This is a genomic window from Flavobacterium sp. DG2-3, from assembly GCF_030730925.1.
Taxonomy (GTDB): domain Bacteria; phylum Bacteroidota; class Bacteroidia; order Flavobacteriales; family Flavobacteriaceae; genus Flavobacterium.
The window spans coordinates 203,687-219,980 of record NZ_JAVAMB010000001.1 but is presented as its reverse complement, the minus strand read 5'-3'; the positions used below and the strand labels follow the sequence as shown (position 1 = coordinate 219,980).

At 33.7% G+C, this 16,294-nt stretch carries 14 protein-coding genes; 5 read left to right on the top strand and 9 right to left on the bottom strand.

Features of this window, described 5'->3' with window-relative positions; all coding sequences use genetic code 11:
- Positions 1-341: 341 nt before the first annotated feature.
- A complete protein-coding gene (locus tag Q9Q97_RS00990) occupies positions 342-1,892 on the top strand; it encodes a VWA domain-containing protein (protein WP_306153540.1) in 1,551 nt (516 codons plus the stop codon).
- A gap of 677 nt (positions 1,893-2,569) precedes the next feature.
- On the opposite strand, the gene Q9Q97_RS00985 is transcribed toward Q9Q97_RS00990, so the two are convergent.
- From Q9Q97_RS00985 to Q9Q97_RS00950, 8 genes are all read right to left on the bottom strand, one after another.
- Positions 2,570-3,316: a tetratricopeptide repeat protein gene (locus Q9Q97_RS00985; RefSeq protein WP_306153538.1), complete on the bottom strand. Its 747-nt coding sequence runs from the start codon at positions 3,314-3,316 to the stop codon at positions 2,570-2,572.
- A gap of 98 nt (positions 3,317-3,414) precedes the next feature.
- Complete coding sequence (locus tag Q9Q97_RS00980; RefSeq protein ID WP_306153537.1) at positions 3,415-5,166, bottom strand: BatD family protein; 1,752 nt, start codon at positions 5,164-5,166, stop codon at positions 3,415-3,417.
- A gap of 99 nt (positions 5,167-5,265) precedes the next feature.
- The gene (locus Q9Q97_RS00975) at positions 5,266-6,027 is read right to left on the bottom strand and encodes a tetratricopeptide repeat protein (RefSeq protein ID WP_306153536.1); all 762 of its coding nucleotides are present in this window, start codon (positions 6,025-6,027) and stop codon (positions 5,266-5,268) included.
- A 152-nt stretch (positions 6,028-6,179) separates the two neighbouring features.
- Positions 6,180-7,214 (bottom strand): VWA domain-containing protein, encoded by a 1,035-nt coding sequence (locus tag Q9Q97_RS00970; RefSeq protein WP_306153535.1) that lies wholly within the window; start codon positions 7,212-7,214, stop codon positions 6,180-6,182.
- A gap of 88 nt (positions 7,215-7,302) precedes the next feature.
- Positions 7,303-8,304 (bottom strand): VWA domain-containing protein, encoded by a 1,002-nt coding sequence (locus tag Q9Q97_RS00965; RefSeq protein ID WP_306153533.1) that lies wholly within the window; start codon positions 8,302-8,304, stop codon positions 7,303-7,305.
- Positions 8,304-9,938: a hypothetical protein gene (locus tag Q9Q97_RS00960; RefSeq protein WP_306153531.1), complete on the bottom strand. Its 1,635-nt coding sequence runs from the start codon at positions 9,936-9,938 to the stop codon at positions 8,304-8,306. The genes Q9Q97_RS00965 and Q9Q97_RS00960 overlap by 1 nt, the downstream gene beginning before the upstream one ends.
- 154 nt (positions 9,939-10,092) lie before the next feature.
- Complete coding sequence (locus Q9Q97_RS00955) at positions 10,093-10,956, bottom strand: DUF58 domain-containing protein (RefSeq protein WP_306153529.1); 864 nt, start codon at positions 10,954-10,956, stop codon at positions 10,093-10,095.
- 129 nt (positions 10,957-11,085) lie between these two features.
- The gene (locus tag Q9Q97_RS00950; protein WP_142451507.1) at positions 11,086-12,090 is read right to left on the bottom strand and encodes a MoxR family ATPase; all 1,005 of its coding nucleotides are present in this window, start codon (positions 12,088-12,090) and stop codon (positions 11,086-11,088) included.
- Between the two features lie 212 nt (positions 12,091-12,302).
- On the opposite strand from Q9Q97_RS00950, the gene Q9Q97_RS00945 reads away from it, so the two are divergent.
- The 4 genes from Q9Q97_RS00945 to Q9Q97_RS00930 all read left to right on the top strand — a co-directional run bounded on the left by Q9Q97_RS00945 (position 12,303) and on the right by Q9Q97_RS00930 (position 15,916).
- The gene (locus Q9Q97_RS00945; RefSeq protein WP_306153526.1) at positions 12,303-13,178 is read left to right on the top strand and encodes an aldo/keto reductase family oxidoreductase; all 876 of its coding nucleotides are present in this window, start codon (positions 12,303-12,305) and stop codon (positions 13,176-13,178) included.
- Positions 13,179-13,194: 16 nt separating this feature from the next.
- Positions 13,195-13,701 carry a GNAT family N-acetyltransferase gene (locus Q9Q97_RS00940; RefSeq protein ID WP_306153524.1) on the top strand — a complete coding sequence of 169 codons (507 nt, stop codon included), beginning with the start codon at positions 13,195-13,197 and terminating at the stop codon, positions 13,699-13,701.
- Between the two features lie 87 nt (positions 13,702-13,788).
- Positions 13,789-14,544 (top strand): SDR family NAD(P)-dependent oxidoreductase, encoded by a 756-nt coding sequence (locus Q9Q97_RS00935; RefSeq protein ID WP_306153522.1) that lies wholly within the window; start codon positions 13,789-13,791, stop codon positions 14,542-14,544.
- A gap of 226 nt (positions 14,545-14,770) precedes the next feature.
- The gene (locus Q9Q97_RS00930) at positions 14,771-15,916 is read left to right on the top strand and encodes an ATP-binding protein (protein WP_306153520.1); all 1,146 of its coding nucleotides are present in this window, start codon (positions 14,771-14,773) and stop codon (positions 15,914-15,916) included.
- Between the two features lie 67 nt (positions 15,917-15,983).
- On the opposite strand, the gene Q9Q97_RS00925 is transcribed toward Q9Q97_RS00930, so the two are convergent.
- Complete coding sequence (locus tag Q9Q97_RS00925) at positions 15,984-16,292, bottom strand: hypothetical protein (protein ID WP_306153518.1); 309 nt, start codon at positions 16,290-16,292, stop codon at positions 15,984-15,986.
- Between the last annotated feature and the right edge of the window lie 2 nt (positions 16,293-16,294).

Below are 16,294 nucleotides of genomic sequence, written 5' to 3'. Positions count from 1 at the left end.
GCCACGAATTACACGAATTACACTAATTTTTAGAATTTTTGTCGAAAAACTTTGTGTTGATTTTTTGCCACGAATTACACGAATTCGCATGAATTAGTTTTTACAATTCCAAAATAAAAAATTTGTGAAATTTGTGTAATTCGTGGCGAAAAAAAATCTACGCTACATACCCTTTAAAATCTAGGTTTCTCAGTTTTTGTTTCCTGTAAGAAAAACGTTTGTAATTTTTTGGCACGATTTTTAGCCTTCGAAAATTACAAATAATCGCCTCTAGTAAATCCGGAATGCTAGTCCTTATTTGAAGCCAATAACCCATTTATTAATTTTTAAAAATTTACTTTATGAGAAATCTTAATTTCTTTATGATGGCATTCCTCGTACTTACTATTTTCAGTTGTAAGAAAGCTTACGCTCCAGACGAGGCCGCAGAAGCAATGGACATGACAGTTGTTGCAACCGATGAAATTCCAGCAGAAAATTATGCCGCCGATCCTAATACAGAAAGCTACGCAGCGTTAGAAGAAAATCCGTTTGAATCTCCGCTAAAAGAACCGCTTTCTACTTTTTCTATCGATGTTGATAATGCATCGTATACCAATATCCGCCGATTTATAAACGAAGGACAGAAAGTTCCAAAAGACGCTGTTCGAGTAGAAGAAATGATTAATTTTTTCAAATACAAATATCCGCAGCCAGAAGGCGAACATCCGTTTGCTATAAATACAGAATACAGCGATTGCCCGTGGAATAAAAATAGCCGACTGCTAAAAATTGGCTTGCAGGGAAAAAACATTCCAATGGCAAATTTACCAGCTACTAATCTGGTTTTTTTAGTTGACGTTTCAGGCTCAATGGATGAACAGAACAAATTGCCATTGCTGAAAGAATCGATGAAAGTTCTGGTAAAAGAACTTCGACCGATTGATAAAGTTTCGATTGTAGTATACGCTGGTTCTGCGGGAGTGGTTTTAGAGCCGACTTCTGGTGATAATAAAGATGAAATTATAGAGGCTTTTGACGATTTGCATGCAGGTGGAAGCACAGCTGGAGGAGAAGGAATTGAACTTGCGTATAAACTAGCGCAACAAAATTTTATTAAAGAAGGAAACAATAGAGTGGTAATTGCTACTGATGGTGATTTTAATGTTGGCGCTTCTTCTGATGATGATATGCTGAAATTGATTGAACAAAAAAGAGAATCTGGTGTTTTCTTGACCGTTTTAGGTTTTGGAATGGGCAACTACAAAGACAGCAAAATGGAAATTCTTGCCGATAAAGGAAATGGAAATTATGCTTATATCGATAACATTCAAGAAGCGAATCGTTTTCTTGGAAAAGAATTTAAGGGGTCAATGTTTGCTATCGCGAAAGATGTAAAAATCCAAATCGAGTTTAATCCGTATCATGTTCAAGCCTATCGATTGATTGGTTATGAAAACAGAAAATTAAATGCAGAAGATTTTAAAAATGATAAAATTGATGCGGGAGAATTAGGTAGCGGACATTCGGTTACGGCACTTTATGAAATTGTTCCGATTGGTGTAGAAAGTGATTATGTTCCGTCGGATCTAAAATATACCAAAACACATAAAACTACTGAAAATCATAGTGATGAGTTGGCTACGGTGAAATTTAGATATAAAAAACCTGATGGCAATAAAAGCATTGAAATAGTTAATGTAATCGCAGATAAGAAAACGGACCTAGAAAACAGTTCTCAAGATTTCAAATTCACAACAGCAGTTTCTTGGTTCGGATTAAAATTGCGCGAATCAAAATATATTGCCAACAGTTCAAGTTCTGATATTAAAAGATTGGCAAAATCGGGTTTGTCAAACGATGAAGAAGGGTATAGATCTGAATTTTTAAGATTGGTTGATGCGGTGAATTAATTATTAAATTCCAAAAAGAAAAATTCCAAATTCCAATTGTTTTGGAGTTTGGAATTTTCTTTTTCAATGAAGTTTTAAGAAAAGAATCCGAAGGATTCAAATGTTTATAGAAATTCATTTTAGAGCGTTCAATACGACCCCTTCGGGGTCGAATATTCTTTGAAGATACTATTTCTATAAACATTTGAATCCTTCGGATTCTGTGAATAACAAATTCCAAATTCCAAAATTCAAATCCCAAATCCCAAATCCCGAAATCTAAAATACTTGGAATTTGAGATTTCTTTTTGAATGAAGTTTTAAAAATGAATCCGGAGGATTTAAATGTTTATAGAAATTCATTTTAGAGCGTTCAATACGACCCCTTCGGGGTCGAATATCCTTTGAAGATATTATTTCTATAAATATTTGAATCCTTCGGATTCTTTGAACAGCAAATTTCAAATCCAAAAATAATTGGAGTTTGGAATTTCATTTGAATGAACCTTTAAGAAAAGAATCCGGAGGATTCAAATATTTATAGAAATCAATTTAGCAGTCTGTAATGCGACCCCGACGGGGTCGTATTTCTTTCGCAAAATCAAGAGCTATAAATATTTGAATCCTTCGGATTCTTTATAAAACAAATCCCAAACTCAAGCTATTTTGGGATTTCTATATTTAAATATTTTAAAATTTTACTTTACTTCTTTGATAGTCGATGAATCTATCCAACCTTGAGTTCCATCTGTCAATTCGATTTTTTTCCATCCTGCAATACTTTCCAGTACATACACTTTTGCTCCTTCATGTAAAAGGATAATGCCATTTCCAGATTTTTGAGGTTCGTTTCTAACTTGACTTAATTCAGAAAAAACAATAGCAACACGATCGTTGTCAAAATGGCTTTTCTCAGACATTCCAGCAGAAATGCTTAAAGCAAAAGCAATTAAAATAACAAACATTCCGACAAAATAAATTCTTTTTGCAAGTGTAGCGTTGGAGAAATAATAACCAATAAAACTCAATAAAAACACAAAACCGAGCACAACAGAAATCTTTGCCCAGGTATTATAATCAAAAATAGAAGTAAAGTTTTGGATCATTTTTGCAAAACCCACTTTCGGAACTTCTTTGATTTCGTCAATCGTCAGTTTTTTAGCAAATTTCAAGTTGTTTAATGTCTCTGGATCGTTTGGTTTAAGTACCAAAGCTTTTTCGTAATTATAAATCGAAGGCGCAACCTGATTTAATTTATAATAACAGTTTCCGAGATTAAAATACAATTCAGCAGAATGTAATTTATCTTCTTTTATGATGTTCTCATAAACTTGTGCAGCTTCTTTGTATTGCCCTTTTTGATACAATGAATTAGCCGATTCAAAGCGACCTTGCGCAAAGAAAACCTGCGAGATTAATAAAAAGAGATATAGTATGTTTTTCATTTTTTTATAATAAGATTTTCAACTTTGCGAACTTAAATTCGACTCAATCTAAATCAATTTTCTATTGCTCCCGATAGCTATCGGGATTGCTATAAAAATTAAACAATCTGTTTTTCTAATTCAGAAATAATCATAACCGCCTTATCATAATCCTGCTGAATTGAAGCGCTTGATGCTGGTGCATAACGCGCAAATTCGCAGTTTTCAGTCAGAGCAATAAAATTCTGAACCGTTTCTGGATTTGCATTTCTAGACAATAATAATTCTCTGATATTGTCTTTGCTCATTTCTGAGGTTTCAATATGCAGTTTTGCTTTCAAGAAATTATGCATTGCTTTCTCAAGTGCAATATAGAAAGGCTCTTTGTTGTTAAGATGTTTCTTCGCTTGCGATAAATATTTCTTCGCCAGCTTATTGTTCATTCTAATTCTATTTCCAGTAACATCACTATCCATAGCTTCTTTTTTCTTTCTAGCTAAAATGATAATCGGAATAATGATAAAAGGCGCAAATAGCAATCCTAAATACAATTTAGAATCATAAAAATCATTTTTAGCAATAGGAATTAATGCTGTTCTAGATTTTATGTTTTTGAATTGATCTGCTTTTTCTGCGATATTTTTAGAAGCAGATGCTCCTGTATTTGCTTCTGCAGGTGTTGGTCCGTCCAAAACATCAATCATAATTTCTTTTGAAGTGATGGTTTTGTAAGTACCCGTACTCAAATCAAAATACGAGAATTGCATTGGTTTTATCGCATATTTTCCTCTGTATTGTGGTACGATAGTATATTTGTCTGTGATTCTTCCAGACATACCGCTTAGTGAAGTCGTTACTTGTTCATCGTGAACAGGATCGTACATTTCTAATGCATTCGGAACAACTGGTTTTGGAAGCGTAAATAATTTCATGTTTCCAGTTCCCTGCGCACTTACGATTAAGTCAAGCCCTTCACCATTTTTAAGTGTTGTTTTTGATGGAGTAACCGTAAAATTCAATCTTCCGACACCACCTGTAAATCCTTCTGGTTTACTGCTTTCAGGAAGCGGTCTTACATTAATAGTTTTGGCTCCGGCAGAAACTACTTTATTGTCTTCAGTAATAATCATTTGACCAAACATATCACGACGATTTGTTGGTAACTGCACCCCAATATCTAGTGAAAGAGGTTCAATGGTAAGTTTTCCTGCTTTTTGAGGATATAAGATTGTCTTTTTCAGGATAACATAATAACATCTCTGACCTTGGAAACTTCCTTCCTCGATTGCCAATTGTTTGATTTCAATGTTCTGATTCCAGAAATCATTGTATTTAGGTTTTGCCAATTCTTTAAAACCAGTAACACCAATGTTATTGAAATACAATTTGTAAACCACAGTAATTGGTTCGTTTAAGTATGGATTAGTTTTTGAGATTTCGGCAACTAAAGTCAATAGTTCATTGCCATTTCCGCCTTGTGGCCTGTCGTTAGGATCTCTTTCTTGTGCAACTGCATTGGTAACCGTAACTTTAATTGGAGAAGTTTTATAAACTTGTCCGTTATATTCTATAGCCGCTTGTTTGATCGTAAGCGCTCCTTTTCTTTGTGGCTGAAGAATATAAGAATATATTTTTTGAAAAGAACTGCGTCCATTTACCCATGACTGGCTGATTTGCTGACTTGGTCCTGCAACCATACTGAATCCTTCAAAAGAAGGCTGTTCGAAATTGTCGCCGTCGACATTCATGATGAAATCGATGCGAAGTCTTTCGTTAACTCCAAGTGTGTTTTTGCTGACTCTGGCTTCAAATTGCACCTGAGCCATTAGTCCTTGAAAAGTGAGTAGAAATAGAATTAAATATCTTTTCATTACTTGTTTAGTCGTTGTTTATTTTAACTGTTTAATCGTTTAGCCGTTTTTGAATATTTCTTTTAATAAACAATTAACGACTAAACGATTTAAATTATTTTACCAGTCTTTTTCTGTTTTCTTAGGATTACCTTTTACTTTTTGAGCGTTTACTTTGTCCTGAATTTTCTTCTCTTCATTATTTACCGCATCTAACAAATTCTGAACACGTTCTTTTGATATTCCTCCAGGCTGCGGTTTTGGCTCTCCTTTATTGTCAGACTTGTCATCTTTTTTAGGATCGTTTTGACCATCTTTTTTGTCTTTGTCCTGGTCGCCTTTATCGTCTTTTTTATCCTTGTCCTTATCTTTATTTTTGTCTTTGTCCTTGTCTTTATTTTTATCCTTATCCTTGTCTTTGTCCTTATTTTTGTCTTTCTGATCGTTTTTAGGAGGATTCTCTTTTAGTTTTTGTTTTGCATAAGCATAGTTGTAACGCGTTTCATCATCAGTCGGATCATTGCGAAGCGCTTGTTTGTAAGCTTCAACTGCTTGAGTATAATCTTTCTCTTTCATGAAAACGTTTCCAAGATTATGATAGGCTTTATGCTTTTCAGGTCTTGTTTTAGCATTTTTTATTGCTTTCGCGTAAGCAAATTTAGCTTCCGAAATCTGATTTTGTCTGTAAATACTATTTCCTAAATTGTATGGAGCAGCGGCGCGTTTAGAAAATTTAGATTCCGAAATTCTATAGTTTGCCTCTGCATCAACAAATTTATTCTGTTTATATTCTTCGTTGGCTGCAGGCAATGTTTTGTCTTTCTCTTGAGCAGAAACTGCAAAAGAAACCGTTAGTAAAATATAAAGGAGAAAATTTTTCATTCTAATTTTGTTTTTTGTTTGCCACGAATTTGCTTCGCCTGTTCACTATCGTTCGGGTCACCAATTGGCACTAATTAATTTATTTTGTCTGAATTTCACAAAACTTTGTAATTTTCTTTCGTGTAAATTCGAGCAATTAGTGGCTAACTTTTTTATTTCTTTTCATTAAATAAATCCAACTCTTTGATCCAGCTTGTTTTTCTTTCTAATAAGAAAATATCTAGGAAAAGCAATAAAAATGCAAACCCGATAAACCATTGAAATTGCGATTGAAATTCGGCCATTTGTGTGGCTTCAAATTCTGTTTTCTGAATATTATTCAGTGCATTTTTTACGTAGTCTAAAACTTCTTTAGTGCTTCCGCCATAAACGTATCCGCCTTTTGTAGCTTTAGCAATAGTTTTTAAACCTTCCTGATTCAGTTTTGTTGTTACCGTTTCGCCATTTTGATCTTTCTGATAACCTCTTAAAACGCCATTTTCTTTTAACGGAATTGTTGCTCCTCTTTCTGTTCCAACTCCGATAGTAATGATTTTCATTCCAATTTTGTTGGCTTCTTCAGCAGCAGTAGAAGCTCCTTCAGAATGATCTTCTCCATCAGAAATTAAAATCAATAACTTGCTTGTCTTGCTTTTTTCATCAAAATAAGTTGTCGATAATCGAATTGCTTCATCAAGAGAAGTTCCTTGAGAAGAAACCATATCGGGATTCATACTTTGCAAGTACATTTTTGCAACACCATAATCTGATGTTATAGGCAAAACTGGAAAAGCACTTCCGGCATACGCTACAATTCCAATTCGATCGCTTCCAAGATTATTGATAATCTGAGAAACCAATTGTTTACTCTTTGCCAAACGGCTTGGAGCAACGTCTTCTGCAAGCATACTTTTAGAAACATCGACTGCAAAAACAATATCGATTCCTTCTCTTTTTACCGTTTCCATCTTGGTTCCAATCTTCGGATTTACCAAACCGATAATCAAACAGGTTAACGCTAGAAGAATCACTACAATTTTTAAAACGGGTTTAAAAACTGATTTTTCAGGACTCAATCTTTTCACCATTTCAAGATCACCAAATTCTCGCTGCGTTCTTCTTTTCCAATACATATTGAAAAGGAAAATACAGACCACAATTGGGATCAGTAATAAGAGATATAAATATTTTTTTTCGTCTAATTCCATAAATGTTTTTAAATTCCAATTTTAAAAATTCCAAATTCCAATTTGTTATTTGGAGTTTTATTGTTGGAATTTTTTAATTTTTTCAAAATTAAATGAAGCTTCTATAAACTGTGTTTCTTAATCCAACTTCTAGTAATAATAACAAGCCAGCAAATAAAACAAAACCTCTGTATTTTTCGTCATAATCATAGAATTTCAATTCCTGAATTTCTGTTGTTTCCAGTTTGTTAATTGCATTATATATTTCGGCTAATCTATCATTGCTTGTTGCTCTAAAATAAGTTCCGTCGGTTTTGCGCGCAATACTTTTCATTAATCGCTCATCGATTTCTACTTTTTGCATTTTGAATAGAAATCCTCCGTTTGGCCCGTAAGCGTATGGAGATGAAGCCATACCGTTTGTTCCTAAACCAATCGTATAAACTTTTATTCCGTATTGTTTTGCAATGTCGGCCGCAGTTTCTGGCTCAATAAAACCAGCATTATTTACACCATCTGTCAAAAGAATAATAACTCGGCTTTTTGCTTTGCTGTCTTTCAAACGATTTACAGCAGTTGCCAATCCCATTCCGATTCCGGTTCCGTCTTGGAGCACATTATCGTATTTAATTTCTTTTATTGCTTCAAGAATTATCGCTTTATCACTTGTAACAGGAGTTTTAGTATAAGCTTCAGAAGCGTATAAAACCAATCCGATACGGTCATTTGGTCTTTCTTCAACGAAATCGGCGGCAACTCTTTTTAGAGCTTCCATACGATTCGGTTTCAAATCTTTTGCCAGCATAGAACCAGAAACGTCAATTGCCATTACAATATCAATTCCTTTTGTGGTTTTAGTCTGATTGCTTATGTCTACAGTTCTTGGTCGAGCCAAGGCGATAATTAATGAACTTAACGCCAAAACTCTAAACACATAAAGACAAGGTTTGAATTTTGTCCAAAAAGATTCGCTGTTTTTGAAACCCGCTGTCGAACTCATTTTTAAAGTAGCCGACTGCTGGTTGCGTTTCCAGAAAAACCAGATTACTGCAATCGGAATTAATAGAAACAACCAAAGAAACTCTGGATTTAAAAAAGTGATCTTATTCATTAGTTGCTTGCTCTTTGAAGTTCAACAGAATTTAATATTCGGGTCGTGATTTCATTTGCATACGTATCGCCTTCTTCGTGTAAAATCAGGATTTGCTGTAAACCTTGATCTTGTTTGAAAAGCAATAACTCATAATATGCCTTTGTACTCGTTTTAGTTGCAGGATTCAGAACAGTCATTGTTCCGTAGCCTTTTACACCCTGAATGCCTTCATTAGTTTGAAAATCTTCTTGTTTTACAATAATATTTTGTCCGCCTTGAGCCTCAATAATTTTAATAGTGCCTTCTAAGGTTTTATTTAAATCAATCTCGGTTGGCTGTTTAAATTTAGATGTTGAAACGGTTACATAAAAATTGTCAATCATGCTTCCGTATGCGAAAAGTTGCATTTCTTTAATAAGTGCCATTGCTTCTTTCGGAAGTGTTTTTTGCGCGTCCATTCTTTTTAAAACCTTTGGAGTTTCAATAAGAACTGCAGGACTTCCGTAAGCGCTTTTTACCCATTCACCTTCTAATAATTCTTTCGAAGGATGTCCAATTATATTATCTTTTACATAATTGAATCCTTTGGTAACAACAAAGAAAGTCGTTGTAGCAAATAATAAAAGTATGGTAGCCGCAACAGCGTAGCCAATTCTAGCATTACGTTTTTTGCGAAGTTGTTCCTTAATTTGTTTTTGTCTTTGCGCTTCGTTCAATAACTGATCTTCAATTTCTTCTGGAACTTCAGTCGGAATGGCGTTATCAAGCGTTAAAATTACTTTCTGAATTTTATTTCTATCATCCGTAATTTCAAAATCAAGCGGTTTTGATTTCGCAAATTTTACCAAATCGGCCTGACGTAAAACGCGCTCTAGATTCTCTACAGTCTCTGGAGTTAGCGTCATTTTCTTTTTGGTAGAAGCTTCTCTAATTGCCGTAATTAATTCAGAAGTAGTACTTTCCATTGCTGGAATATGAATGGCTTCTTCGATATAATTTCTAGCAATATCTGTCAGTTCACTATAGTATTCTTTGATTTCGCCTTTTTGAACCAGTTCTTTCTGCTCTAGATTGTTTAATAAACTAGTCGCTTTTTCAATTGGCGTTTTATAAACCTCTTCTTCGATTTTTTTCAGCTGACGTTTTTTAACGTACCAATAAACGAAAGCACCAATTCCTAGAATTGCTAAAACAATTAAAGCGTAAATCCACCAAGTTCCCATTCCTTCATCAGCGGAAGTAATATCTTTGATGTCGTACATTTTCTGCTGTAAAGTATCCACTTTTACAGGCGCTACTTCAACTTTGATAGAATCAGAAAAGAATGGTTTTTTGTCGATTAAAATCTTGATGCTTGGAATAGTGTAACGGCCAGAATCAAATTGCGTTAAACCATATTTTTTTACCAGCTCATAAGTGTCGTCTTTCTTAACCGTGTCAATTGGATAAGATTGAATGACTTCTAACGGACCAATATTTTTAAGTTTTGGAAATTCAACTTTAGATTTAGAGCTTACAACCGTTTTTAGCGTCAGCTTGAACTCAGCACCAATCTTATTTTTGGTGGTATCAATACTCGTTTCTACCTGTTTTTGCTGGGCAAAAATCATAGTAGAAAAAAGCAATAAAAATATATAAAGTCTAAATTTCATTTGTTTTGAGCTTTCAGATTTTGGTCTAAAATGATGTTTAAAAAATAAATTTGCATCTACAGATTTAAACGTTTTTTTGTTTTTTGATAGAAGCAGAAATTACTTTTTTTCGATTTTCAAATCTAAAATGTAAAATCCACAATCTAAAATATATTTATCTTGATTTGAAATAGCCTAATAATTTCGTTACGTAATTTTCGTCAACTCTGGTGTTGACAATTCCAGCGCCCGATTTACGAAAAGTATCTTTAAAGTAATTCAGTTTTTCCTGATAATGTTTTTCGTAATTCAGGCGAACAGTTTTCGAACTTGTATCTACCAACTGTATTTGACCTGTTTCGGCATCTAGCATGTGCACCATTCCTAAATTTGGAATTTTTTCTTCGCGAATGTCATAGACACGAACCCCTGTAATGTCATGTTTTTTAGAGGCAATTTTTAAAGTATGCTCATAAGCATCAGACATAAAATCGGAAATCATGAAAATGATGGCTTTCTTTTTTTGAGTTCCAGACAGAAACTTTAAAGCTTGTGCGATATCGGTTTTGTGGCTTTTTGGTTCAAATTCAATCAATTCACGAATGATGCGAAGTACGTGCGAACGTCCTTTTTTTGGCGGAATATATAATTCTATAGTATCAGAAAATAAGATCAAACCAATTTTATCATTATTTTGTGTAGCCGAAAAAGCCATCGTTGCCGCAATTTCGGTTACGATGTCTTTTTTGAATTGATTTTTAGAACCAAAGGATTCAGAACCCGAAATATCGACCATTAAAACCATGGTTAATTCGCGTTCTTCTTCAAATACTTTAACGTGAGCTTCGTTATAGCGTGCGGTCACATTCCAATCGATGTTACGAATATCATCTCCGTATTGGTATTGACGCACCTCGCTAAACGTCATTCCTCGTCCTTTAAATGAAGAGTGGTATTCTCCCGAAAAGATATGATTACTCAGTCTTTTCGTTTTGATTTCTATTTTCCGTACTTTTTTTAAAAGCTCTTTTGTATCCATTTTTTTGGATTGCAGATTGTAGATTTTAGATTTTAGATTTTCGAGTTACAAAACAACTAAAATTAATTATTGAGTATTTTTTAGAGCACAGATTTAAAAATCTAAAATCTGAACTCTAAAATCTAAAATTTAGGGAACTTCAATCTCGTTAACGATTTTGTTGATAATGTCTACAGAAGTAATGTTTTCTGCTTCTGCTTCATATGTGATTCCAACTCTGTGACGTAATACATCGTGAACAACGGCACGAACGTCTTCTGGAATTACATAACCGCGACGTTTGATAAAAGCGTAGCATTTTGCAGCATTAGCCAAATTGATACTTCCACGAGGAGAAGCTCCAAAGCTGATAAGCGGTTTTAAATCGGCTAATTTGTATTTTTCTGGGTAACGTGTAGCAAAAATAATATCAAGAATATATTTCTCGATTTTTTCATCCATATAAACTTCACGAACTGCTTCTTGCGCACGTAAAATCTGATCTACAGAAACTACAGGATTTACTTTTTCATAAGATCCTTTTAAGTTTTGGCGAATTACAAAACGCTCTTCGTCAATTTTTGGATAATCAATTACAGTTTTTAGCATAAAACGGTCAACCTGCGCTTCTGGCAATTGGTATGTTCCTTCTTGCTCCACTGGGTTTTGAGTTGCTAATACTAAAAACGGACGATCTAGTTTAAAAGTAGTGTCTCCAATTGTAACTTGTTTCTCCTGCATGGCCTCCAAAAGTGCAGACTGAACTTTTGCAGGAGCACGGTTAATCTCATCGGCAAGTACGAAATTGGCGAAAATTGGTCCTTTTTTAATAGAGAACTCGTTTGCTTTAATGTTGTAAATCATGGTTCCGATAACATCGGCAGGTAATAAATCTGGTGTAAACTGGATACGGCTGAAAGATCCTTGAACCGCTTGAGAAAGCGTGTTGATGGCTAAAGTTTTTGCCAAACCAGGAACTCCTTCCAATAAAATATGCCCTTGTCCAAGTAATCCGATCAATAGACGCTCGACCATATGTTTCTGACCCACAATAACTTTGTTCATTTCCATTGTAAGAAGGTCTATAAAAGCACTTTCTCTTTCAATTTTTTCATTTATCGCTCTAATGTCTAAAGTCGTTGTATTTTCTTCCATATAAATATTTTTAAAACCTTGATTTTTACGCCTAATTTTTGAGAGTGCAAATTGAATATTTTTTGAGAAGTAAGATGTTAAAGAATGGTTAAAACTTCGACCAATGACCTAATTTTAAGGACTAATTGTGAATCTATTTTTATATTTTTAAGAACTTTGATGAATATGTTTTTACAAAGCATATTTATTACCAAAAATAACGCATAACTATTATGAGCAAAACAGTCTTATCGCCTATAATTTCGGGCACTATGAATTGGGGAGTTTGGGATAAAAACCTTACAACCAAAGAAATGGAAAATATGATACAAGTAAGTATCGAAAACAAAATTACGACTTTTGATCACGCGGATATTTACGGTTCGTATACGACCGAAGCCGATTTTGGAAAAGCCTTTCACGCTAGTAAAATAGATCGTGAAAAATTACAATTAATTACCAAGTGCGGTATTCAGATGATTGCTGACAAGCGTCCTGAAAACAAAGTTAAACATTACGATTATTCTAAAGACTATATTATTAAGTCTGTAGAAAAATCTTTGAAAAATTTAAAAACAGATTATGTAGATGTTTTTCTTTTACATAGACCGAGTCCGTTAATGCAGGCTGATGAAATTGCTGAAGCAGTTGAGAAATTAAAAGGAGAAGGAAAAATTATTGATTTCGGACTTTCAAACTTTACAAGTTCACAAACTGATTTAATTCGCAGTAAAACAGAAGTTAGCTACAATCAAGTGCAATTTTCTGCAACTCATTATGAACCAATGACAGATGGAAGTTTGGATTATATGCAAACACACGGCATTCGTCCGTTGTCTTGGAATCCGCTTGGGACTGTTTTTAGAGAAGATACTAAAAAAACACGCCGTTTAAAAAAGCTGTTTTCTGAATTAGTAGAAAAATATCATTTAGGTTCTGATACTTTATTATTGGCTTGGATTTTAAAACATCCAGCAAAAATAATTCCGATTGCGGGAACTGTTAATATTGCTAGAATCCAATCTTTAATGAAAGCTGTAGAATTGGATATGGATACTCAAGACTGGTTTACGATCTGGACAGAAAGTATGGGCGACGATGTGCCTTAATTTAATGTTCTGAAAAATGATACGCTTAGAAAAATTTGAGAAAAAGCATTATTCTGAATTGATCGATTCTGTTAAAAATGCAAAAGATTTAATGCAATTTGGTGGACCAGAATTCACTTTTCCGTTGACAGAGGAGCAAATCGATAAAACACTTTCTGATAAAAATAGAATTGCTTTTAGAGTTGCCAATACTTCTAATGCCAATACTATCGGGCATTGCGAAATTTATTTTTATGACGGTTTTGCAAAATTGGGTCGAATCTTAATTATGGATAAAAACCTGAGAGGTAAAGGTATTGGTGAGCAAATGGTAGCTTTATTGTTGCAATATATTTTTGAAAACAGAAAGGAAAGAAATATTGAATTGAATGTTTTCGACTTTAATGTCGGAGCTCAAAAGTGCTATGAAAAAGTTGGGTTTATTTTAAATCCCGATAAAAAATATTCAAGAGTAGTAGACGGAGAAGTTTGGACAGCTCTTAATATGGTGTTGAATTTGGAGGAATGGAAAAATAATAATTAAAAATATTTTACCACAGATTAAAAGAATTAGCACAGATTAGAAAATCATTTTAATCCTTTTAATCTGTGGCAAAAAAATAATTCAACAATGAAAAAAACAGCTTTAATTACTGGAGCAACCAGCGGAATCGGGAAAGCAACAGCACAGATTCTAGCCAAAAATAATTATAAAGTAGTGCTTTGCGGAAGACGTCAAGACCGTTTAGAAGAACTGCAAAAAGAACTATCCGCTTTTACAGAAGTTCATTCTTTACAATTTGATGTTCGTGATAAAGAAGAAGTTCTGAAAAAAATAAGTACTTTACCAACAGATTTTTCCGTTATAGATATATTGATTAATAATGCAGGGAATGCCCACGGTTTAGATCCTATTCAAAATGGAGATTTGGACGATTGGGATGCGATGATTGATATTAATGTGAAAGGGCTTTTGTATGTTTCAAAAGCGATAATTCCGCAAATGGTCGAAAGACAATCGGGTCATATTATTAACATTGGTTCGACGGCAGCAAAAGAAGTTTATCCGAACGGAAATGTGTATTGCGGTTCTAAACATGCGGTTGATGCGATTACTGCTGGAATGCGAATCGATTTGAATCCGTTTGGAATTAGAGTTGGAGGCATTCATCCTGGAATGGTAGCAACCGAGTTTAGCGAAGTGCGTTTTAAAGGCGATGCCGATAGAGCAGCAAATGTGTATAAAGGATTCACTCCGTTAATAGCAGAAGATATTGCCGATATCATTCATTTTGTGGTCTCAAGACCATATCATGTAAATATTGCCGATTTGGTTGTAATGAGTACCGCGCAGGCTTCTTCGACGATTGTCAAGAAGAATGTCTAGTTGATGTTTCGCGCAAAGACGCAAAGGCGCAAAGTTTTTTAAACACATAGAAACATAGATTTTCTTTGTGTTGAAAGGCATTTCATTTAGCATGAATTCACATAGCTATGTTTGTTGTGATAAGTGAAACGCCTTTTTATAGATTTCAACAATCTATGATTCTATGTGTTTTAAAAAATAAAATTTGTGGAATTAGTGTAATTAGTGGCAAACAAAAAAAGAGAGAATGATCAATAAACGCCTTTTAATTAAAAATCTCCTCGCTCATAATGACGAGAGCAGTTTTTATGATAAAAAAAGGCAATTGAATCTTCATTCAAGAGAAGGAAAAGGCAAATTCTTAAAACACATTTGCGCATTATCCAATTCTAACCCCAATAATAACTCTTATATCGTAGTTGGAGTCGAAGATCAGGATAATGAAATTGTTGGCGATGATTTCTTTGATGATAGCCGAATCCAAAATCTTGTAAATGCTTTTCTGGAAAATCCACCAAAAATTCAATACGAAAATGTCCCTTTTCCTAATCTTCCAAAAGATAAAGTAATTGGTTTGGTTACGATAAAGCCTAAAAGCAAAATTTCTTATTTTAAAAAAGGAATTCATACCATTTTGGCCAATAGTATTTTTGTGAGACGTGGGAGTAATTCGATTCCGTTAGAAGAATATGAGGAAGTTGAAAAAAACAATCAGAATACAGAAACGGTAATTGGAATTGAAAATAGCTCTAGAAACAGCATTCAGTATACTCTAGACGGTGTTATCGATTTTATGAATTTCAGGCATAAAGATATGTCTCCAAAATATCGTGTTTTTAAAGAATTATTTGTCATTTGTTGGGCTGGAGTTCCTAAAAAATTACGGGATAAAACTTATTTATCAAGGGTTGACATTGAGTTGATAAACGAACAGATTAAACTTTTTTATTCGGCTCAAGATGTTGTTACTATTTTCTATAATGAAGATAGTTTTACCATTACCGAATATGTTCCTTTAGGATTAAATGATAAAACAAGTTATTATCCGTTAGAAGAACAAACCATTCATTTTTTTGACAACGGTTACTATAAGATTGATCGTCAGATGCTTTTTCAGCCTCCAGAATTTAACCGAAAAATGCTGTATCATATTTATAATTCTAATATGGCTTTACTAGGGAAACTTCAAAAGGAAATCGCTTTGTCTGATCGCGAAATGAAAGATTTAGAAAATCTGCCTTCTACTTTTATGATCTGTTATTTAAATGGTTTTGAAGACGCAAGACAGAAATTAATTGACGCAAAATTATATTTGAAACCGTATAAAAATGTGTATTCTTCTTTTAAAGAAGCTTTAAGGGTGTTGCGTAAAATGAAATATGATGTACAGTGAGGAAAGGTGCTGAGATTCTAAGCTACTAAGGTTCTGAGGTTTTTGTAGAGACGGACTGTTGTGTGTCTTAGCTGTAATTTTCAATGAAAACATTTTGAATTTTTTTCAAACTGTCATTTTCTTCAAATTGCAGATGATTCATTTCTTTCATGTAAAATTTTTCAATAAAAAGTTTTATAATATACATTACTTCAGGTCTATTATCGCTATTTGTCAGAAGTTCTTGAACCAAATAATTACTTAGTTTTAATTTCTGATTTTTATACTGATCAAGCATCAATGTTGAATCAGAATCAAGATGCATAAGAATCATTTTATCAACCTTATCTATTTCTTCAATTAGATCTAAAATGTGATATAATTTATTGTCTTTCATTT

What these genes read in the sequence shown, in the direction of transcription:
- Q9Q97_RS00990 (WP_306153540.1), top strand. Translation starts at nt 342, where the DNA reads ATGAGAAATCTTAATTTCTTTATGATGGCATTCCTCGTACTTACTATT.
- Q9Q97_RS00985 (WP_306153538.1), bottom strand. Translation starts at nt 3,316, where the DNA reads ATGAAAAACATACTATATCTCTTTTTATTAATCTCGCAGGTTTTCTTT.
- Q9Q97_RS00980 (WP_306153537.1), bottom strand. Translation starts at nt 5,166, where the DNA reads ATGAAAAGATATTTAATTCTATTTCTACTCACTTTTCAAGGACTAATG.
- Q9Q97_RS00975 (WP_306153536.1), bottom strand. Translation starts at nt 6,027, where the DNA reads ATGAAAAATTTTCTCCTTTATATTTTACTAACGGTTTCTTTTGCAGTT.
- Q9Q97_RS00970 (WP_306153535.1), bottom strand. Translation starts at nt 7,214, where the DNA reads ATGGAATTAGACGAAAAAAAATATTTATATCTCTTATTACTGATCCCA.
- Q9Q97_RS00965 (WP_306153533.1), bottom strand. Translation starts at nt 8,304, where the DNA reads ATGAATAAGATCACTTTTTTAAATCCAGAGTTTCTTTGGTTGTTTCTA.
- Q9Q97_RS00960 (WP_306153531.1), bottom strand. Translation starts at nt 9,938, where the DNA reads ATGAAATTTAGACTTTATATATTTTTATTGCTTTTTTCTACTATGATT.
- Q9Q97_RS00955 (WP_306153529.1), bottom strand. Translation starts at nt 10,956, where the DNA reads ATGGATACAAAAGAGCTTTTAAAAAAAGTACGGAAAATAGAAATCAAA.
- Q9Q97_RS00950 (WP_142451507.1), bottom strand. Translation starts at nt 12,090, where the DNA reads ATGGAAGAAAATACAACGACTTTAGACATTAGAGCGATAAATGAAAAA.
- Q9Q97_RS00945 (WP_306153526.1), top strand. Translation starts at nt 12,303, where the DNA reads ATGAGCAAAACAGTCTTATCGCCTATAATTTCGGGCACTATGAATTGG.
- Q9Q97_RS00940 (WP_306153524.1), top strand. Translation starts at nt 13,195, where the DNA reads ATGATACGCTTAGAAAAATTTGAGAAAAAGCATTATTCTGAATTGATC.
- Q9Q97_RS00935 (WP_306153522.1), top strand. Translation starts at nt 13,789, where the DNA reads ATGAAAAAAACAGCTTTAATTACTGGAGCAACCAGCGGAATCGGGAAA.
- Q9Q97_RS00930 (WP_306153520.1), top strand. Translation starts at nt 14,771, where the DNA reads ATGATCAATAAACGCCTTTTAATTAAAAATCTCCTCGCTCATAATGAC.
- Q9Q97_RS00925 (WP_306153518.1), bottom strand. Translation starts at nt 16,292, where the DNA reads ATGAAAGACAATAAATTATATCACATTTTAGATCTAATTGAAGAAATA.